Here is a 19,037-nt window from a genome sequence, read left to right on the forward strand (position 1 = left end):
CCGCGGCCGGCCGGCCCCCGTACGCCCCGCGCGTACGGGGGTCAGTGCTGTCGTGGGGAGGCCAGCCGGTGCAGACGCAGGGCGAGCTGGATCTCCAGGGCGCGGGCCGGACTCTGCCAGTCGTCGCCGAGCAGGCGGCCCACCCGCTCCAGGCGCTGGGCCACGGTGTTGACGTGGACGTGCAGTTCGTCCTTGGTGCGGGCCGGGCTCATGGCGCAGGCGAAGTACGCCTCCAGGGTGCGTATGAGGTCCGTGCCGCGGCGCTCGTCGTAGGCGGCGACCAGGCCGATGGTGCGGTCGACGAAACCCGCGACGTCCCGGTCGCCGGCCAGCAGCAGACCGAGGAAGCCGAAGTCCTCGGCGGCGGCGCCGTCACCCGCCCGGCCGAGGAGCCGGAGGGCGTCGAGACAGCGTCGCGCCTCCTCGTAGGCCGCGGTGACGGCGTCGGGGTGGCCGGCCAGGTCCCGCACGGGGGCCGAGGCGCCGACGGTGACCGCCTCGTGCACGGCGGTGCCCAGGTGGCGGGCGGTTCTGCGGGCCAGTTCCGTGGCGCCGGCGCCGCCGCGCAGGGGCAGCAGCAGGACGGTGCCGCCGTCGCGCGCGGCGGCCAGTCCCTGCCGGGTGGCCGCCAGATGGGAGGCCGCGGCCCACAGCCGGCGGCGGGCGTCGGCCTCCTGGTCGGCGTCGGCGGCCGGGGCGTCGAGGCGGGCGGCGAGCACGACGTGCGCGGCGTCGAGGTCGGCGGACAGCCGGGCGGCGCGCTCGCGCAGCAGCCGCGGGTCGCGGTCCCGGGCGTCGAGGAGGTCGTCCAGCAGTTCGCCGCGGACCCGCTGCTCGGCCTCGGCGGCGGAACGCCTGGCGAGCAGGAGCAGGGAGGTGACCATCGCGGCGCGTTCCAGTGTGCGCTGGTCGACCGGGTCGAGGGCGCCCTGGCCGCGCAGTACGAGCGCGCCGAGCAGTTCGCCGCCGGCGGCGACCGCGGCGATCCAGTCGTCGCCGTGCCGTACGGCGTGGCCCTCGGCCCGGGACGCCTGCAGCGCCCCGGCCGGTGCGTCGGCGGCCTCGGCGAAGCCCACGGTGCCGTCGAGGACCTCGGAGACGGCCGCGGCCACGTCGTGGACGCCGCCGCCGCGCAGCACCAGTTCGGCGAGCCGGTCGTGGACCTCCGAGGCGCGTTCGATGACCGCGCTGCGGTCGCGGATGATCTCGTTGGCCCGCTCCAGGCCGGCCAGGGCCGAGCGGGTCTCGGTGAGCAGGTTGGCGCTGTCGATGGCGGACGCGGCCAGGGCGGCGAAGGAGCCGAGCAGGGCGATCTGCTCCCGTTCGAACACCCGGGCCCGGCGGTCGGCGGCGAACAGCACGCCGATGACGTGCGCGCCCAGCATGAGGGGGACGCCGAGGATGGCGACCAGGCCCTCGTCCTGCACGCCCGCGTCGATCGTGCCGGTGTGCTGGAAGCGGGCGTCCTGGAAGTAGTCGTCGGTGACGTAGGGGCGGGCCGTCTGCGCCACCAGACCGCCGAGCCCCTCCCCCATGCCCAGGCGCAGCTGCTGGAAGCGCGCCGCCACCGAGCCCTCGGTGACGCGCATGTAGGTGTCGCCACGCTCCGGGTCGTTCAGCGTGAGGTAGGCGACGTCCGTGCCGAGCAGCGAGCGGGCGCGCTGCACGATGGCCTGCAGCACGGAGTCGAGGTCCCTGAGGCCCGCCAGGTCGTGCGCCGTCTCGAAGAGCGCGGACAGTTCGGCCTCGCGGCGCCGGCGTCCCTCCAGTTCCGCGCGGACGCGCAGCGCCAGCAGCTTGGCGTGCTCCAGCGCCGCGATCCACTCGGCGGGCCGCCCCTCGGCGCGGGCGAGCAGCACGGGCCGCTCGTAGGCGGCGGCCGGCTCGCCGCGGGCCAGCAGTTCGAGGAAGGGCGCCCCGGCGGCGTCTCCCGGGACCCCGTGGGCGCCGTCGGCCGCCGCGCACGCTCCGCCCGTACCCCCGGGCAGGGTCCGGTCGGCGGGTGACGCGTCGGCGCCGGCCGGTGGCGTACCGGCGGCGCGGCCGGCCGGCGGACCGGGGTCCGCCGCGGTGCGGCCGGCGGCGAGGTGCAGGTGATCGCTGGACATGGTCACAGGATTCCCCATCGCCCGGCCGTGCGGTGAGCCCTGTGGAAAACCTCCGGACGGGCGGGCAGGTGAAGGCGGCCGGTCAGTGCGCGGTCCAGCCGCCGTCGACCACCAGCGAGGTACCGGTGACGAAGGACGCCTGCGGGCCGCACAGGTACGCCATGGCCTCCGCGACCTCCTCCGGTTCGATCAGCCGCTTGACGGCGCTGTCCTGCAACAGCACCTCGGACAGCACGCGCTCCTCGGGGACGCCGTGGGCCCGCGCCTGGTCGGCGAGCTGCCTCTCGACCAGCGGCGTGCGCACGTACCCGGGGTTGACGCAGTTGGACGTCACCCCGTGCGCGGCGCCCTCCAGGGCGGTGGTCTTGGACAGGCCCTCCAGGCCGTGCTTGGCCGCCACGTACGCCGATTTGTAGGCGGAGGCCCGCAGGCCGTGCACGGAGGAGATGTTGACGATCCGCCCCCACCGCTGCCCGTACATGTGCGGCAGGGCTCCGCGGATGAGGCGGAAGGGCGCCTCCAGCATCACCGTGAGCACAGTGTGGAAGACCTCGGGCGGGAACTCCTCGATGGGCCGGACCAGTTGCAGTCCGGCGTTGTTGACGAGGATGTCGGTGCCGGTCGCCGCCTGTTCGGCGGCGTCGAGGTCGGTGAGGTCCAGGACGTGCGGTTCCAGCGTGCCGCCGAGGCCACGGGAGTGCTCGGCGAGCGCGTCCAGGCCCGCCGCGTCCCGGTCGACGGCTCTGACCTTCGCGCCCGCCGCGGCCAGCCGCAGCGCGCAGGCGCGGCCGATACCGCTCGCGGCACCGGTCACGAGGGCGGTGCGACCGCCGAGGTCGAGCGAGGGGGTGTGGGGGCCCGGGAGGGCGCTGGGCGAGGTCATGTCCGCGAGCCTAGGCAGCGCACCTGCCAGACTACATGTGGTCTCAACCCATACTTCAGTCGACGCTCATAGGCGCGAACCATGTGGGTTCATCGGACAGGGCCCGTTTGATCCGCACGTAGTGCCGTTCGTCCATCTTCGGCAGCGCGTCCACCGGGTACCAGCCGACCTCGAGGGACTCGTCGTCGTTGACCCGGGCCTCGCCGCCGACGGCCCGGCAGCGCAGGGTGACGTCCATGAACTGGCAGATGTCCCCGTTGCCGAAAGTGACGGGACCGCCGGACTGCACCATCACGATCCGCTCGGGCACGCAGCGCACCGCGGTCTCCTCGTACACCTCCCGCACGGCGCACGCCGCCGGCTGCTCCCCGGGGTCCGGGATGCCGGAGATCAGCGCCCATTTGCGGTTGTCCGCGCGCCGGCCCAGCAGAACCCTGCCCTGGTCGTCGAAGACCACGGCGCTGACCCCCGGCAGCCACAGCAGCTGGTGGCCCGCGGAGGCGCGGAGGGTGCGGATGAAGTCAGGAGTGCCCATGGCCCCGACCCTAACGGGCCGGGGCCGTGACCAGGGAACGCGACCGGCCGCGCGGACCGGGCCGGCCGCTACGCCCGCGCGGCCCGCCGGCCGCGCAGGCCGGCCCCGACCGCCCAGCCCAGGCCGCCCGCCGCGACCAGCACCAGGGCGATCTCCGGCAGCACGCCCAGCTCGGTGGCGGGCGTCCGCGACGAGCGCAGCGGCACCTTCTGGACGAGGAAGTCCGGCACGAACATGCCGGTCCTCTGCGTGATACGGCCGTCGGGCATGATGATCGCGCTGACGCCGCTGGTCACCGGGACGGTCACGGTCCGGCTGTGCTCGACCGCGCGGATCCGGGACATCGCGAGCTGCTGGTAGGTCATCTCGCTGCGGTCGAAGGTCGCGTTGTTGCTGGGCACGGAGATCATCTGCGCGCCGTCGGTGACCGTGTCCCGCACGGCCCAGTCGAAGGCGGCCTCGTAGCAGGTGGCGAGGCCGATCCGGGTGCCGTCGACGTCGAACACGCCCGGCTCCGTGCCCCGGTCGAAGTCCTGCCGGACCATCGAGGTCCAGTCCTTGTTGACCGCTCCGAGCAGCGAGCGCAGCGGAAGGTACTCGCCGAACGGCTGGATCTGCCGCTTGTCGTAGGTCTGCGTGGGCCCCTGGACCGGGTCCCACAGGATCTGCTCGTTGAGCAGCTTCCCGTCGCGCTCCACGACGCCGCCGACGGAGACCGGCGCCCCGACCGCCCGGGCCGCCCGGTTGATGACCGCGCGCGCGTCGGCGTTGGCGAACGGGTCGATGTCGGAGGAGTTCTCCGGCCACAGCACGAAGTCGGGACGGGCCGCCTTGCCCGCCTTCACCGCCTCGGCCAGCCGCTCGGTCTCACGGGCGTGGTAGTCGAGCACGGCGCGCCGCTGGGCGTTGAACTCCAGGCCCGAGCGCGGCACGTTGCCCTGGATGAGCGCGACGGTCGCGGTGCCGTCCTCCGCCTTGTCGCTGACCAGGGGCCGGGCCGCCACGGCGCCCGCCACCGGGACGGCGACGCTCAGCAGCGCCGCGGCGGCGGCCGACCGCCGTATCGTGCGGGTGCGCCGCCCCTCCAGGGCCACCCGGACGGCCTCGTACAGGCCGAAGCCGCACAGGACGACCGCGAAACCCAGCACCGGGGTGCCGCCCACGGCGGCCAGCGGCAGGAAGACGCCGTCGGCCTGACCGAAAGCGATCTTGCCCCAGGGGAAGCCGCGGAAGGGCACGCGCGCGCGTGCCGCCTCGCCGGCGATCCACACCGCCGCCGCCCACACCGGCCAGGCGGGCAGCCTCGACACCGCCGCGATGCCGCACGCCACCAGGGCCACGAAGACCGCTTCCACCGCGACCAGCGCCAGCCACGGACCGGGCCCGACCTCCACGCCGGTCCACACCAGCAGCGGCAGCAGGAAGCCGAGGCCGAAGAGGTAGCCGAGACCGCAGGCCGCCTTCCAGCCGCGGCCGCGCAGCACCCGGGCCAGTACGGCGAAGGCGGGCAGCGCCAGCCACCACAGGGTGCGCGGCGGGAAGCTGACGTAGAGGAGCACGCCGGCGAGCGCCGCGGCGGCTGCGGGTACGAGCCGGACCAGCCGTGCGCTCCAGGGCGCGGGCGCGGACTGCGATGGCAGCCGGTCCGACTCGTCGACGGAAGTTGCGGTGACGGTCACCCCGGGAGTGTACGGCCGGTGCGTCGGGCCCGGACAGCGCGGCCGGCCGGGGTGAGAGCGGAGGGAGCGCGCCGCCGTGGCCCGGGGACCGTGCCTTCGGGCCCCGCCTGCCCCCGCCCCGCCTGCGGCCCCCCTGCGCCGTGCCTGTGGCCCCCTGCGCCGTGCCTGTGGCCCCCCTTGCGGTCTGCCGCCCGCCGCGCCGCTGCACTGCCGCCGCGCCCGCCGCCCGGCGTCAGGGGTTCGGGTTCGGCGACCGGCGACCGGGTCCCGGGCCAGGTCCGCGTCCGGGGTCCGGCGACCGGGTCCTGGGTCCCGTCCGGGTCCATGATCCGGGTCCGGGTCCGGGTCCGGGTCCGGGGCCCGGCGTCCAGCGACCGGCGTCCAGCAGCCGGGGTCCCGGGCCCGATCCGGGACCAGGGGCCGGCGACCGGCGTGCGGCGACCAGCGACCGGGCCCCGGGCCAGGTCCGGGTCCGGGTCCGGGTCCGGCGACCGGGCCCTGGGTCCAGGGTCCGGTCCGGGTCCAGGGTCCAGGGTCCGGGGCCCGATGCCGGGAAGCGTCGTTCGGCACGAGACGTCCACAATCCGGTTTCCAGCCGCTACGGTGTGCGGGGCTCCAGTCGTGCGGTCGCCTGCGGCGGCCGGAAGGCGGGGCGCTGGTACGGGTGCCGGGGGGCCACCGGGGTGCGGGGAGCGGGGAGCGATGGGTGCGGGCCACGAGGACGACGATGTCCGCGGACGGGGCGGGCGACGCGAGACGGGCAGACGACGCGAATCACGTGAACGGCGACAGACGAAACGTTTCTGATGCGGTCGGCGTGGCCGTACTGGGCGCGTGCGCGGCCTGGGCGCTGATCACCGGGGCGCTGCACGAGGGGCGCCCGGAAGGCGTACTGCTCGCCGTGCTGGCGGTGGCCGCCGGGTACGCCACGGGCCGGATCTGCGGGGCGCTGCTGCCGGTCGCCGCGCCGTGCGCCGGGGCGCTCGCGGGCCTCGGGCTCGCCGTGGCGGTGCCGGGGCTGGCCCCGGGACCGCAGTTCGCCGCCCCGCTGGGACACGCCGGTGCCACCGCCGGGGTGCTGACCCTGTCCGCGGGCGCCGCCTGCTGCGCCGCATGGGCCGCGTCCGCTCCGGTGCTGCGGTTCGCGCTGCGCGCGCTGGCCGTCGCGACCGCGGTCACCGCCGCCGTGCTCGGCTCCGGCGCGGGGGCCGTCTGCTGTGCGGTGGTCCTGCTGTGCTCGCTCGCCGCCGGCCGGATGCGCCGCCGCGGGCCGGGCATCGCCGGACTGGCCCTGGCCGCCGTGGTGGCCGGCGGGACCGGCTGGGCGGTCGCCGCGGGGGCGCTGCCGCCCGGGCCGGCCGAGGCCCTGGAGGGCCAGCTGACGCAGCACCGCGTCGAGCTGTGGCGGGACGCGGTGCGCCTGGCCCGCCAGAACGCCGCCCTCGGGGTCGGCCCCGGCCGCTTCGGCGAGTTCAGTGCGACCGCCGCGCAGTCGCTGCAGCCCGACGGCAAGCCGCACTCGGCGCTGTGGCAGCAGGCGGCCGAACAGGGACCCGCGGGCGTGGTGCTGCTGGCGGCCGCCTTCGCCTGGGTGCTGTACGCGCTGTGGCGCACCGCGCGGCCGACGCCGGTCGCCCTCACCGCCGGCGCGGCGCTGACGGCGCTCGCGGTGATCGCCGCGGTCGGCGACGCGCTGAGCTTCACCGCGGTGTCGGTCGGCGCGGGACTGCTGGCGGGCCTGGCCACCGCACGCCCGCTCGCCGACGAGCCCGGCCCGGTGGCATCCGAACCCTGGCCGGGGCGCGAACGGCCGGGACCGTGAGCACTCGCGGTCCCGCCCGGGGCACCGCGGGCCCCGCGGGCCGGTGACACCGCGCCGTCGGCGCTCAGGCCGCGCCCGGGCTCGGGGGGCGCAGCCGGTCCCTGATCACGCGGACGGCGGCCTCCGCGTTGTCGACCGTGATCGTGAACGTGTGACCGTCCCACAGACGCAGTACGACGCCCTCGCCGCGCCGTACCACCACCGCCGTGCCCTTCTCGGGGCGCCAGCGGTAGCCCCAGCCGCCCCACTGGCACGGGGTGACGTGGGGCGCGAACTCGGCGCCCGCGACATGGGCGAGCGGGATCCGGCGGCGCGGCAGGCCGATGTGGCCGCAGCGCACCTCCAGGTGCTCCTTGTCCACGCGCAGCGCCACGTGCACGAAGGCCAGGGTGCCGAAGAGGACGAGCAGTCCGGCCGCGATGCAGCCCACCACGGACATCACGAGCGGGGCGGTGCCGGAGCTCCAGGCCGAGTCGACGGCCAGCTCCACACCGAGCGCCATGCAGGCGGCGCCCGCCAGTGCCAGCAGCCACTGGACCCGGTTGGTGGCGCGTCCGGTCCAGACGTCGGGGTGCGTGCCGTTCTCGCGGCGGGGGTGCTCCCTCATAGCAGTGAGGTTACTCAGGTTTCGCCGCGCGGGGAGCGCGCTGCACCCGGCGGTGCCCCGCGCGGCGCGTCCGGGTGCCGGACGGTACCGGGCCGGGCGGCCACACGGCCGGGCATGTCCCTGCCGGGCGGCCGAGCGGCTCGGAGCCCGGCCACCGGCCGGTACAGCAGCGGCCGAGCACGTGCGGCCCGGCCGCCGAGCGGCGGATCCGCATCCCGGAGCAGCCGCCGGGCGGTGGATCCGTGCGCCCCGGAGCGGCCACGGGGGCGGCGGACCGGAGTCGGCGGACCGGAGTCGGCGGACCGGGGTCAGCGGACCGGGGTCAGCGCCTGGAGGAGGCGGCCTTCCTCGTAGGCCAGGGCGGTCGCGGGCAGTTCGGCCACGCGTCCGCTGAGGATCACCGTCAGCGTGGTGTCGGCCGCGGCCTGCGGAGCGGGGCCGGCACCGATCCTGCGCAGCGCCTGGGCGGCGACCGCGCCGGCGGAGCCGTGCAGCATGAGCGGCGGGAGACCGGGCTGCTGCACGGCCGCGCGGATGCGCTCGGCGACCAGCTCGTAGTTGGTGCAGCCGAGGACGACGGTCGTCACGTCGCCGGGCGTGCGCGCGGCCGCCGCGGCGACCGCCGCCTCGACGGCCGTCTCGTCGGCGTGGTGCACCGCGTCGGCCAGCCCGGGGCAGGGCACCTCGGTGACGTCCACGCCGTCGGCGAACCGCTCGATCAGATCGTGCTGGTAGGCGCTTCCGGTGGTGGCCGGCGTCGCCCAGATGGCGACGGGCCCGCCCCCGGCGGCGGCCGGCTTGATCGCCGGGACGGTGCCGATGACGGGCAGGTCGGGTTCCAGGCGGGCACGCAGTGCGGGCAGGGCGTGCACGGACGCGGTGTTGCAGGCCACGATCAGGACGTCCGGCTCGTGCGCGGCGGCGGCCTCGGCCACGGCCAGGGCGCGCTCGGTGATGTCCTCGGGAGTCCGCGGCCCCCACGGCATGCCGTCCGGGTCCCAGGAGAGCACGAGGTCGGCGTCGGGCCGCAGACGGCGCATCGCGGCAGCGGCGGGCAGCAGGCCGAGTCCGGAGTCCATGAGCGCGATCTTCACCCGGCCACGATAGACGATGCCTCCCGGCGGGCCGTCCGGGTGGTGCAGACTGCGCGGGTGAGCGCGATCGTGTGGACCGCCGTGGGATCACTCGCCGCCTGGCTGTGGCTGCTGCTCGGCCAGGGCTTCTTCTGGCGTACGGACGTCAGGCTGCCGCCGGCGGAGGAGCCGGCCGACGGCGACTGGCCGGCGGTGTGCGTCGTGGTGCCCGCCCGCGACGAGGCGGCCGTCCTGCCCCGGAGCCTGCCGACGCTGCTGGCGCAGGACTACCCGGGGCGGGCGGAGGTCGTCCTGGTGGACGACGGCAGCCGCGACGGCACCGGGGAGCTGGCCCGCGAGCTGGCCGGGCGCACGGGCGGGCTGCCCCTGACCGTGGACGCGCCGGGCGAGCCGCCCGCCGGGTGGACGGGCAAGCTGTGGGCCGTGCGGCACGGCATCGGCCTGGCACGCGCGCGTGCCCCCGAGTACCTGCTGCTGACGGACGCGGACATCGCGCACGCCCCCGACAGCCTGCGCCGCCTGGTGGCGGCCGCGCGCACCGGGGGTTTCGACCTCGTCTCGCAGATGGCCCGGCTGCGGGTGGCGAGCCCGTGGGAGCGGCTCGTGGTGCCGGCGTTCGTCTACTTCTTCGCGCAGCTGTATCCCTTCCGCCGGATCGGCCGGCGCGGCACGCGGACGGCGGCGGCCGCGGGCGGCTGTGTGCTGCTGCGCACCGAGGCGGCCGAGCGGGCACGCGTGCCGGAGGCGATCCGGCACGCGGTGATCGACGACGTGGCCCTCGCCCGGGCGGTCAAGGGCGCCGGCGGCCACATCTGGCTGGGACTGGCCGAGCGGGTGGACAGCGTGCGCCCCTATCCGCGGCTGCACGACCTGTGGCGGATGGTCTCGCGCAGCGCGTACGCGCAGCTGCGGCACAATCCGCTGACCCTGCTCGGCACCGTCGCGGGCCTGGCCCTGGTGTACCTGGTGCCGCCGGCGGCGCTGCTCGCCGGGGTGGTGGCGGGCAGCGCGGCGGCGGCGCTCGCCGGTGGACTGGCGTGGCTGGTGATGGCGGGGACGTACGTCCCGATGCTCCGGTACTACGGGCAGCCGCTGTGGCTGGCGCCGCTGCTGCCGTTCACGGCCCTCCTGTATCTGCTGATGACGGTGGACTCGGCGGTGCGGCACTACCGGGGGCGGGGCGCGGCCTGGAAGGGCCGCACCTACGCGCGTCCGGACGCGGTGCCCGACGAGGGGTGACCGGGCGGGCCGGCGGCGCCTCACTTGCGGCCGGGTGTCCAGTTCATGCCCCAGCCGTAGGCGCGGTCGATGGTGCGCTGCGGGCTCACTCCGCGCTCGGGGACCAGGTAACGGGCCTCGCGCTGGACGACCAGGTCGCCGCCGGTGTTGGTGATCAGGGCCAGCGCGCACACCGTCGAGGGCACGGTGCACTCGTCGAGGGAGAAGTCGATCGCGGCGCCGTGCTGCGGCTGCAGGGTGACCGTGGCGTGCAGGTCGGCGAACGAGCGGGCGCCCTCGTAGATGGTCACGAAGACGAGGATGCGCCGGAAGTCCCGCTGGTGGTCGAGGTTGACGGTGAGGTTCTCGCCCTCGGCCACCGCTCCGGTGCGGTCGTCGCCGTCCAGGTGGATGTACGGGGGCCGGTGCAGCGAGCCGAAGGCGTTGCCGAGGGCCTGCACGACGCCCTTGCGGCCGTCCGACAGCTCGTACAGGGCGCACAGGTCGAGATCGAGGTCCGCGTGCAGGGCGACGGCCCGTCCGCGCTTGCTGCCCCAGCCGGAGAACTGCTTGCGGACCTGCCAGTTGAGGTTCACCCGCAGGGCGCCCGAGGTGCCGCCCTGCTTGGCGAGCGACACCGATGGAGCCGCCTTGGTGAGCGTCACCTTGGTCAGCCGGACCGGGGAGGCGGGCGGTGCGGGCGGCGGGGCCGTGACGGGCTGCGGCGGGACGGGCGGGGGCACGGTGGCCGGGGGCGTGGGATACACGGGCGTGGGATACGGGGGCGTGGCGGAGGGAGTGACGGGCGGCCGCACGGACGCCGACGGTCCGGCGGCGGGCGACGGCGGCACGGGAGCCGCGGGAGCCGCAGGAGCCGCAGGAGCCGCAGGAGCCGCAGGAGCCGCAGGAGCCGCAGGAGCGGGCTGCCCGGCGTGCTGGGGTTCGTCCACGGTGATGCCGAAGTCCGTGGCGAGTCCCTCGAGCCCGCTGCTGTACCCCTGGCCCACGGCGCGGAACTTCCAGGCGCCCTGACGGCGGTAGAACTCGCCCAGGACGAAGGCCGTCTCGACGCTCGCGCCGGTGCTGTCGAAGCGCGCGGCCACCGTGTCCCGCGCCGCGTCGCGCACCTCGATGTAGAGGCCGGGCACCTGGCCGAAGGTCCCGCCGTCCGCGGACGCGGCGAGCACGATCCGCTCGATGCCGGGTTCCACCTCGGGGAGGTCGACGAGGAGGGTGTCGGTCACCCCGCCGCCGGCCTCGCGCTTGCCCTCGTGCCGGACCGCACCGGAGGGGTGCGCCGGCTGGTTGTAGAAGACGAAGTCCCCGTCGGATCGCACCTTCCCGTTCACCAGCAGCAGGGCCGAGGCGTCCGCGTCGGGGACGCCCGGTCCGGACCGCCAGCCCAGTTCGACGCGCAGGGCCGTGTCCGGCACCGGCGTGTTCGACCCCTTCGGCATTGACATGTTCGCCCCCATCACGTGTCGGTCAGGCCGTGCCACGGCCGTCCGTCGGCTCGCTGTCCGTCCCAACCTATTGCCGGACCGGCCGATCTCCCACGGAAAGGACCGCAAAGGCCCGTGCGACCGCCGGTAACCCGCCGGGAGCACGGCTTTTACATGATCCGAGCGCCGAATGCTGCCCCTTTTTGCCAACTTCGCTCACATTGGGGATCCCACGTCACCCAGGACGCGGAAAACAACCCTCTTATCGGTCTCCCCAACCAGCACATCGTGGGCTTAACTTATGTGCCATGACCTCCCCCCGCTCCACCTATGGCGGCGGTTACTACTCCGCGTCGCCTTTCCCGGACACCCCGATCTACGACTCGCTCGTGGCCGAGCGGGGCACCCCGCAGATCGCCCCGATCCGGGTCCCCGCGCCGTACGACTCGGGCAGCCACCTGCCGGCTCTCCCGTCGGCGCTGCCCGCGCTCCCCGCGGCCCCGTCCCAGCCCTCCTACGGTTACCCGCAGACGCCGCAGCCGGCCCCGCTGCAGCAGGCGCCCGCGGCGTACATCCCGCAGCAGGCCACCGCGCCACGCGGGTACCCCGGTCCCCAGCAGCCGCAGCCGCCGCGCCCGATGACGCCCGGCACCGGCTACGAGGCGATGCGCCCCGCGGCTCCCCGCCCGATGGCGGCGCCGTACCAGGACCCGTACGGCAACCAGCAGTACCGCGGCTACTGACCCGCACCCCGGCCGCGCCTGCCGCCTGGCAGGATGAGGTCATGGGGAATGCGGAGCTGCGGTCGGTCCATCTCTACCCGGTCAAGGCGTTCCGGGGCCTCGCGCCCCGGGAGGCCCTCGTGGAGCCATGGGGGCTGGCCGGGGACAGGCGCTGGGTACTCATCGACGACGGGGGAAAGGTCGTCACCCAACGCCAGCAGCCACACCTCGCGTTGGCCGCCGCCGAGCTCATGCCCGGCGGCGGCCTCCGGCTGTCCGCGCCCGGGCGGGACCCGCTCACGGTGCCCGTGCCCCGGTCCCGGGAGACGGTCACGGTGGACGTCTTCGGGGACAAGGTCGACGCCGTTCTGGCCGGCGGTGCCGCGCACGCCTGGTGCAGCGGGTACGCCGGGCAGGACGTACGTCTCGTGTACATGGACGACCCCGCCACGCTCCGGCCGGTCGACCCCGACCACTCGCTGCCGGGCGAGACGGTGAGCTTCGCCGACGGGTACCCGTTGCTGCTCACCTCGCTGTCCTCGCTGGCCTCCCTCAACTCGCTGATCGCCGAGGGCGACCACGCCGGCGAGGGCCCGCTGCCGATGAACCGCTTCCGTCCGAGCGTCGTGGTGGCCGGGACCGCCCCCTGGGCGGAGGACGACTGGACGCGCCTGGCGATCGGCCAGGTGGCCTTCCGGGTCGCCAAGCCCTGCGGCCGGTGCGTGGTCACGACCACCGACCAGGACACGGCCCGGCGCGGCAAGGAGCCGCTGCGCACGCTCGGCCGGCACCGCCGCTTCGGCGGTTCGCTGGTCTTCGGGCAGAACCTGGTGCCGGAGACGACCGGCGTCATCCGCGTCGGCGACCCGGTCACGATCCTGGAGTGAACCTCCCCGCACCCGGGAACCCCGGCCGGGGCCCGGCCGTTTGGCATGTCGTGAGACGTGTCTGAAGGTCGCACGGACGAAGGTCGCACGACGGCCGCCGGCCGAAGGCGGCGCGGGGCCGGGCAGCGGGAGGGGGTGCGGGACATGCGGTCGATCAGCGGACTGTGGCGCTGGCGGCACAATCCGCTGCGGCGCACGACCGATCTGGTCGAGTCCTGGACCGCCCTGGTGGCCCTGCTGCTCATCCTCGTCGCCGCCCCCGCGCTCGGCTCCCTCGTCGGCTCCGTCACCCAGGAGGCGCTGCAGCAGTCGGTGCGCGACCAGCGCCTGGCCCGCTTCCAGGTACCGGCCACCGTGGTCCGGACCCTCAAGTACCAGGCGCCCGACCCGGAGCCGGAGATACCCTCCGGGCGGGAGCACCGCAGCCGGGTCGTCGCCCAGTGGACGGCGCCCGACGGCACCCGGCGGCACGGCCCGGTGACCGCGAGCCTGAAGTCCCCCCGCCCCGGGGACCACTTCACTCTCTGGACGGACCGGCACGGACGCATGGTGACCCGCCCCCTGGACTCCGCCACCGCCACCACGCACGCGGTGCTGGCCGGTCTCGGCGCGGCCATGCTCGCCGCCGCCGTGGTGGAGGGCGTGCGCCGGCTGATCGTCTGGCGCCTGGTCCGCCACCGGTACGCCCGCTGGGACCAGGCGTGGGACCGTGCGGGCCCGGACTGGGGCCGCACCGGCGCCGGCAGCTGACGGCCTTCCGGCTCCGGTCAACCGACCGCTCGCGCGCACGCTACGGTGGACCGGCCGGCGCGTCCGGCACCGGCCCGCACACGAGCGGGCCGCAGGGGCGCGCCCCGGAGGCGGACGAGTCATCAGGTACGACGAGGTGGGGGCACAGCAACACCATGGCACAGGGCACGGTCCAGGTGACGCACACCGGCACTTCGCGGTGGCGGCGCCGCACGGGTGAGTACGCGTCGCTCGCCGCCGCCCTGGAGGCCGCGGCGGACGGCGACGTCCTCACCGTCGCCCCGGGCACCTACCGCGAGAACCTCGTCGTCCAGCGGGCGGTGACCCTGCGCGGCCCCGAGGGTTCACCGGGCTCGGTGCGCATCGCCCCCGCGGACGGCGTGCCGCTGACCGTGCGCGCCTCGGCCGTGGTGCGGGACCTGCACGTCGAGGGCCAGGACCCGACGGCGCCCGCGCTGCTGGTGGAGGAGGGCACCCCGGAGCTCGCCAACGTGCGGATCGTGACCCGCTCCGCGACGGGCATCGAGGTGCGCGGCGGCGCCCGCCCCGCCGTGCGCCGCTGCACGGTCGACAACCCGGCGGGCATCGGCGTCGCCGTGCTCGACGGCGCCGGCGGCGTGTTCGAGGAGTGCGAGGTCGTCGCCGCCGGGCAGTCGGGCGTCGCCGTCCGCGGCGGGGCGCACCCCCGTCTGGAGCGCTGCCGCGTCCACCACGCCTCGGGCGCGGGCCTGTCCGCCACGGGCGACAACACCGCGCTGGAGGCGGTGGGCTGCGAGATCTACGAGGTGCGCGGCAGCGGCGTCCAGGTCACCGCGCGGGCCATGGCCCACCTCACCGACTGCGATGTGCACCGCACCACCGCGGACGGGGTGACCCTCGACACCGACGCCGTGCTCACGCTGGCCGACTGCCGCATCCACGACATCCCGGAGAACGCGGTGGACCTGCGCTCGCGTTCGGTGCTGACGCTGACCCGGACGACGGTCCGTCAGTTCGGCCGCAACGGCCTGTCGGTGTGGGACCCCGGGACCCGCGTGGACGCCAACCAGTGCGAGATCTCCGACTCCACCGGCGACTATCCGGCCGTCTGGATCAGCGACGGCGCGACCGCGGTGCTCGACTCCTGCCGGGTGCACGACGTGCCGGACGCGCTGTTCGTGCTGGACCGCGGCTCGCGCGCGGACGTGGTCGACAGCGACCTGACGCAGGTGCGCAACACCGCGGTCTCGGTGAGCGACGGGGCGACCGCGCAGCTCGACGACTGCCGGATCAAGGAGGCGGCCACGGGCGCCTGGTTCCGCGACCACGGCAGCGGCGGCACGCTGAGCAACTGCACCCTGGACGGCACCCAGACGGGTGTCATCGTCACCAAGGGCGCCGACCCCACCGTCGAACGCTGCACGGTCTCCTCCCCCGCCGAGGCCGGGTTCTACGTCTCGGCCGGGGGCCGGGGCAGCTTCCTGGGCTGCCGGGTCACCGGCAGCGGCGGCTACGGCTTCCACGTCATCGACGGCTGCCGCGCCACGCTCAGGAAGTGCCGCACGGAGCGGTGTGCCCGCGGGGGCTACGAGTTCGCGGACGGCGGGCCGGACTCCGGGGCCGGTGCGGGCCCGGTGGTCGAGGACTGCGGCAGCGACGAGAGCGGCGGCGTGCGCCCGCCGGCCGCCCGGGCGACGGCCGTACAGACGGCCGGCTCCTCCCCGGGCCTGCTGGGCGCCCTCCCCGGCCGGCGCGCCACCGAGCCGGAGTTCCGGGCGAGCGCGCCGGAACCGGAGCCCGGGGCGCCCGAGGAGTCCGGGCGGACCGCGAAGGACGTCCTCGGTGAACTCGACGCGCTGGTGGGCCTGGACGACGTCAAGCGCGAGGTGCGCGCCCTGACCGACATGATCGAGGTCGGCCGGCGGCGGCAGCGGGCGGGCCTGAAGGCCGCCTCGGTCAAGCGGCACCTGGTCTTCACCGGCTCCCCCGGCACCGGCAAGACGACCGTCGCGCGGCTGTACGGCGAGATCCTCGCCGCGCTCGGCGTGCTGGAGAAGGGCCATCTGGTCGAGGTGTCCCGGGTGGATCTCGTGGGCGAGCACATCGGCTCCACGGCGATCCGCACCCAGGAGGCGTTCGAACGGGCCCGCGGCGGCGTCCTGTTCATCGACGAGGCGTACGCGCTGTCCCCGGAGGACGCCGGGCGCGACTTCGGCAAGGAGGCCATCGACACGCTGGTGAAGCTGATGGAGGACCAGCGGGACGCGGTCGTGGTGATCGTCGCCGGGTACACGGCGGAGATGGAGCGCTTCCTTTCGGTCAACCCCGGTGTCGCCTCGCGCTTCTCACGCACCATCACCTTCAGCGACTACAACCCGGAGGAGCTGCTGCGGATCGTGGAGCAGCAGGCCGAGGAGCACGAGTACCGGCTGGCGCCGGGCGCCCGGGAGGCGCTGCTGGCGTACTTCACCCGGATCCCGAAGGGTGCCGCGTTCGGCAACGGCCGCACCGCCCGGCAGACGTTCGAGGCGATGGTGGAGCGGCACGCGGGCCGGGTGGCCCAGTTCGACGACCCGAGCACGGACGACCTGACCCTGCTCTACGCCGAGGACCTGCCCACGCTGTCCTGACCCCCGGGGTCGTGCGGGTGGCGCGGCGCCGGTACGTCCGGCTGGAGCCGGGCCAGCAGGTGGCGGCGTTCCTCGGCGAAGGCCGGGTCGGCCTGGTAGTCGGAGTGGCCGAGGACGGGGGCGGGCAGCGGGTGCCGTGCGGTGCGGCCGTAGGCGAGCGGGTCGCGCAGCGGGGCGCGGTCCACGGCGGGGCCGCAGTCTCCGGGCAGCCGGACCGGGCCGCCGATCGGGTCGGTGAGCCGGTACAGGTTGCGCCAGCAGTCGACGTCCCGGTGCAGGGCGGCGAGGGCGGCGGGCCCGAAGTGGGCGGGGAACCAGCGGCCGTACAGACGGGTCAGCGGTGAGCCGTACGTCAGCAGCGCCACCCGGGCGCGGACGGACGGGGGGAGCTGCCAGGCCGCGGCGGCGGCCAGCACACTGCCCTGGGAGTGCCCGGACAGCACGAGCCGCCCGCCGGTGGCCCGGGTCCAGGTCGCCATCCGCCAGGTCAGGTCGGGCACCGCGCGTTCGGCGTAGCACGGCGGGGCGAAGGGGTGCGCGGCGCGCGGCCAGAAGGTGCCGACGTCCCAGAGGATGCCGATGGTCCGCCGGGCGGAGGCGTCCTTGTAGGCGCGCCGGCCCCAGGTGACGAACAGGACGAAGCCCAGTCCGATCAGCCAGGAGCCGAGCGCCTGCGCGGTCTGTGCGGCGCCGTGGACGAGGGGGTGGGTCCCCTCGGCGGCCCGGGCGGGGGTCCGGTCGCTGCCCAGGGCGCCCACGAGGGCCGCGGCGCCGAGCAGCAGCGTGGCCGCGGAGGTGACGCCGGCCAGGAGGGGGCCGTCGTCGGTGAGGCTCGCCATGGCCCGGGTGCGGGCGATGCGCCGGGTGCGCTCGCGGTCCTCCGGCTCGTCCGGGTACTCCCGCCGTACGCTGGCGCGCTCGGCGCGGGCCAGCCGCCAGGTGCGTCCGGCGAGCCGCCCGCAGAGCACCAGCAGCACCAGCAGCAGGGGCGGGATGGCGGACGCCTGCCAGGTGAGCAGTACGGGCGGTCCGGGGATCGATGTGCCGGTGCCGTCCATCCAGTCGGCCACGCGCTGCGCGACGCCGCCGGACATCACCCCTCCCAGCGCGCAGGCCAGCATCGCCACCGCGGGTCCGGCCAGTCCGCGCAGCGCGGCCCGGGGGTCGGGGGCGGTGCGGTACAGGGCGCGGGCGGCGACGCCGAGGGTCACGACGAGCACTCCCTGCGCCAGTGCGATGCCGCCGAAGGCGGCGTCGCCGGCCAGCCGGCCCGCCGACTGCCAGTGCGGCCGGGACCATCCGGCGTACAGCGCGGCGAGCAGGAGCAGCAGGAGGGCGCCGAGCGGCAGATGCCGTACGAGGTGGCGGTCCAGCCGCCGGTCGAGCCGGTTCTCGCTGCGGCCGCGGCGGCAGACGACGCCCACCACCCCGGCCGCCACCGAGACCAGCGCCGCGTTCAGCAGCCATCCGGCGGCGTCGAGGGCGGCGGGTCCGCCGGGGCGGCGGTCGAAGTGGGCCGCGGGGGCGGCGACCGCGGCGGCCACGGTGAGCAGGCCGGCGGCGGTGTGCGCGGCACGCAGCCGGGCCACCAGCCGGCGCCCGTACCAGAACCCCGGCCGGCCCAGGGACCCGGCGCCGGCGGCGTCCTCGTCCTTGGAGTCCGAGTCGGTGTCGATGTTGACGCCGGTGCCGGTGTCGGTGTCGACGCCGGTATCGGTCTCGGTTCCGGACGCGCTTCCCGGGCCCGCCGGCCGCCCGGGTCGTGCGCCCGGCGGGGTCATCGGCTGCTGGGACTCGTAGGCGCTCCAGGTGCGGTGGGCGAGGTACCAGAGCAGTGCGGTGAGCGCCGCGGGGATCACGGCGGCCAGGGCGAGCCGGCGGCCGGGGGTGCTCCACCAGCCGCCGGCGGCGGGCGACAGGAAGCCCAGCCAGGTGTGCCGGGCCGCGCACGCGCGCGTGCCCGCGCACTGCCAGGCGGCGAGGTCCAGGGCGACCTCGCAGGCGGCGGCGACGAGCAGCACGGTCAGCGTCAGGCCGGCCAGCCGCACCAGCAGGCCGTACAGCCGTACGGTACGGGGCCTGCCGTGCGCGGTGGGGCGCATCCAGTGGGCCAGGTTGACCACCATGAAGGGCAGCAGTAACAGCCACAGGGCGCGGGTGCCGTTGCCGGAGGTGAGGTTGCACCAGACGTACGCCTCGGGCACCGGCCGGCCGCGGTCGCGCCCGGGGCGTGACTCGGCGTCGGCGTCGCAGGCGCGGCGGAAGACGGCCGCGGTGTCGTCGCCGGTCACCCGCACGGTGCGCGGATCGTCCAGCATCTTCTCGGGCGTGGTGCCGCCGACCCCGTGCACCAGGAGTTCCAGGGCGGCACCCGCCGAGCGGGGCGGCGGGGCGGGGTGGTCCGCCCTGTCGGCCCCGTCCGCCCCGTCCGCCGTGTCCGCCGTGTCCGCCGTGTCCGCCTCCGGACGCTGCTGTGCACGTTCCACTGTTCGCACTTCCCCGTGACGCGCCGTCGGCCTGTCCCGTGCGGACACCAGGATCGCCGCCCGGGGGCCCGCGGCACACCCCCTGTGCGGCAAACTCCCCGATCCGGGTGACGGCCGTACCGCGCCACGCGCCGAAAATGGCATGTGCGCGTCGGGGTGGGCGATGGCGCGACCGGCCGCGTCCCGTGAAAAGAT

The 19,037-nt window shown here is 75.8% G+C and carries 14 protein-coding genes; 6 read left to right on the forward strand and 8 right to left on the reverse strand.

Annotated elements, in window-relative coordinates:
* Positions 1-41 precede the first annotated feature (41 nt).
* The 4 genes from ACI2LW_RS25110 to lnt form a co-directional block, all read right to left on the reverse strand.
* Positions 42-2,108 (reverse strand): helix-turn-helix domain-containing protein, encoded by a 2,067-nt coding sequence (locus ACI2LW_RS25110; RefSeq protein ID WP_404733451.1) that lies wholly within the window; start codon positions 2,106-2,108, stop codon positions 42-44.
* Positions 2,109-2,190: 82 nt separating this feature from the next.
* Positions 2,191-2,991 (reverse strand): 3-hydroxybutyrate dehydrogenase, encoded by an 801-nt coding sequence (locus tag ACI2LW_RS25115; protein WP_404733452.1) that lies wholly within the window; start codon positions 2,989-2,991, stop codon positions 2,191-2,193.
* Positions 2,992-3,046: 55 nt separating this feature from the next.
* A complete protein-coding gene (locus ACI2LW_RS25120; RefSeq protein ID WP_404733453.1) occupies positions 3,047-3,526 on the reverse strand; it encodes an NUDIX hydrolase in 480 nt (159 codons plus the stop codon).
* A gap of 68 nt (positions 3,527-3,594) precedes the next feature.
* The gene (gene lnt / locus ACI2LW_RS25125) at positions 3,595-5,205 is read right to left on the reverse strand and encodes an apolipoprotein N-acyltransferase (RefSeq protein ID WP_404733454.1); all 1,611 of its coding nucleotides are present in this window, start codon (positions 5,203-5,205) and stop codon (positions 3,595-3,597) included.
* An 817-nt stretch (positions 5,206-6,022) separates the two neighbouring features.
* On the opposite strand from lnt, the gene ACI2LW_RS25130 reads away from it, so the two are divergent.
* Entirely contained in the window at positions 6,023-7,027 is a 1,005-nt protein-coding gene (locus tag ACI2LW_RS25130; protein ID WP_404733455.1) for an O-antigen ligase family protein, read from the forward strand.
* A 64-nt stretch (positions 7,028-7,091) separates the two neighbouring features.
* Here the strand turns inward: ACI2LW_RS25130 and ACI2LW_RS25135 are convergent, their stop codons facing one another.
* Together ACI2LW_RS25135 and ACI2LW_RS25140 are read right to left on the reverse strand one after the other, a co-directional pair.
* Positions 7,092-7,634 (reverse strand): hypothetical protein, encoded by a 543-nt coding sequence (locus tag ACI2LW_RS25135; RefSeq protein WP_404733456.1) that lies wholly within the window; start codon positions 7,632-7,634, stop codon positions 7,092-7,094.
* 308 nt (positions 7,635-7,942) lie between these two features.
* The gene (locus ACI2LW_RS25140; RefSeq protein WP_404733457.1) at positions 7,943-8,728 is read right to left on the reverse strand and encodes a glutamate racemase; all 786 of its coding nucleotides are present in this window, start codon (positions 8,726-8,728) and stop codon (positions 7,943-7,945) included.
* A gap of 57 nt (positions 8,729-8,785) precedes the next feature.
* Here ACI2LW_RS25140 and ACI2LW_RS25145 point away from each other — a divergent pair, with 57 nt between their 5' ends.
* Positions 8,786-9,967 carry a glycosyltransferase gene (locus tag ACI2LW_RS25145; protein WP_404733458.1) on the forward strand — a complete coding sequence of 394 codons (1,182 nt, stop codon included), beginning with the start codon at positions 8,786-8,788 and terminating at the stop codon, positions 9,965-9,967.
* Positions 9,968-9,987: 20 nt separating this feature from the next.
* Here the strand turns inward: ACI2LW_RS25145 and ACI2LW_RS25150 are convergent, their stop codons facing one another.
* Entirely contained in the window at positions 9,988-11,403 is a 1,416-nt protein-coding gene (locus tag ACI2LW_RS25150) for a TerD family protein (RefSeq protein ID WP_404733491.1), read from the reverse strand.
* A gap of 293 nt (positions 11,404-11,696) precedes the next feature.
* On the opposite strand from ACI2LW_RS25150, the gene ACI2LW_RS25155 reads away from it, so the two are divergent.
* From ACI2LW_RS25155 to ACI2LW_RS25170, 4 genes are all read left to right on the forward strand, one after another.
* Positions 11,697-12,131, forward strand: a complete 435-nt coding sequence (locus tag ACI2LW_RS25155; RefSeq protein ID WP_404733459.1) for a DUF6643 family protein — start codon at positions 11,697-11,699, stop codon at positions 12,129-12,131.
* 41 nt (positions 12,132-12,172) lie between these two features.
* Positions 12,173-12,997 (forward strand): MOSC domain-containing protein, encoded by an 825-nt coding sequence (locus ACI2LW_RS25160; protein ID WP_404733460.1) that lies wholly within the window; start codon positions 12,173-12,175, stop codon positions 12,995-12,997.
* Positions 12,998-13,141: 144 nt separating this feature from the next.
* Positions 13,142-13,747, forward strand: a complete 606-nt coding sequence (locus ACI2LW_RS25165) for a hypothetical protein (protein ID WP_404733461.1) — start codon at positions 13,142-13,144, stop codon at positions 13,745-13,747.
* 155 nt (positions 13,748-13,902) lie between these two features.
* A complete protein-coding gene (locus ACI2LW_RS25170; protein ID WP_404733462.1) occupies positions 13,903-16,356 on the forward strand; it encodes a right-handed parallel beta-helix repeat-containing protein in 2,454 nt (817 codons plus the stop codon).
* On the opposite strand, the gene ACI2LW_RS25175 is transcribed toward ACI2LW_RS25170, so the two are convergent.
* Entirely contained in the window at positions 16,326-18,674 is a 2,349-nt protein-coding gene (locus tag ACI2LW_RS25175) for a hypothetical protein (protein ID WP_404733492.1), read from the reverse strand. The genes ACI2LW_RS25170 and ACI2LW_RS25175 overlap by 31 nt on opposite strands.
* Between the last annotated feature and the right edge of the window lie 363 nt (positions 18,675-19,037).

Origin of the sequence: Streptomyces sp. NPDC004065, from assembly GCF_044903565.1 — a bacterium.
Lineage (GTDB): Bacteria > Actinomycetota > Actinomycetes > Streptomycetales > Streptomycetaceae > Streptomyces.

Bases quoted from the DNA above. Each gene is read 5' to 3' on its own strand.
- ACI2LW_RS25110 (WP_404733451.1), bottom strand. From the start codon at position 2,108: ATGTCCAGCGATCACCTGCACCTCGCCGCCGGCCGCACCGCGGCGGAC.
- ACI2LW_RS25115 (WP_404733452.1), bottom strand. From the start codon at position 2,991: ATGACCTCGCCCAGCGCCCTCCCGGGCCCCCACACCCCCTCGCTCGAC.
- ACI2LW_RS25120 (WP_404733453.1), bottom strand. From the start codon at position 3,526: ATGGGCACTCCTGACTTCATCCGCACCCTCCGCGCCTCCGCGGGCCAC.
- ACI2LW_RS25135 (WP_404733456.1), bottom strand. From the start codon at position 7,634: ATGAGGGAGCACCCCCGCCGCGAGAACGGCACGCACCCCGACGTCTGG.
- ACI2LW_RS25150 (WP_404733491.1), bottom strand. From the start codon at position 11,403: ATGCCGAAGGGGTCGAACACGCCGGTGCCGGACACGGCCCTGCGCGTC.
- ACI2LW_RS25155 (WP_404733459.1), top strand. From the start codon at position 11,697: ATGACCTCCCCCCGCTCCACCTATGGCGGCGGTTACTACTCCGCGTCG.
- ACI2LW_RS25160 (WP_404733460.1), top strand. From the start codon at position 12,173: ATGGGGAATGCGGAGCTGCGGTCGGTCCATCTCTACCCGGTCAAGGCG.
- ACI2LW_RS25165 (WP_404733461.1), top strand. From the start codon at position 13,142: ATGCGGTCGATCAGCGGACTGTGGCGCTGGCGGCACAATCCGCTGCGG.
- ACI2LW_RS25170 (WP_404733462.1), top strand. From the start codon at position 13,903: ATGGCACAGGGCACGGTCCAGGTGACGCACACCGGCACTTCGCGGTGG.
- ACI2LW_RS25175 (WP_404733492.1), bottom strand. From the start codon at position 18,674: ATGCTGGACGATCCGCGCACCGTGCGGGTGACCGGCGACGACACCGCG.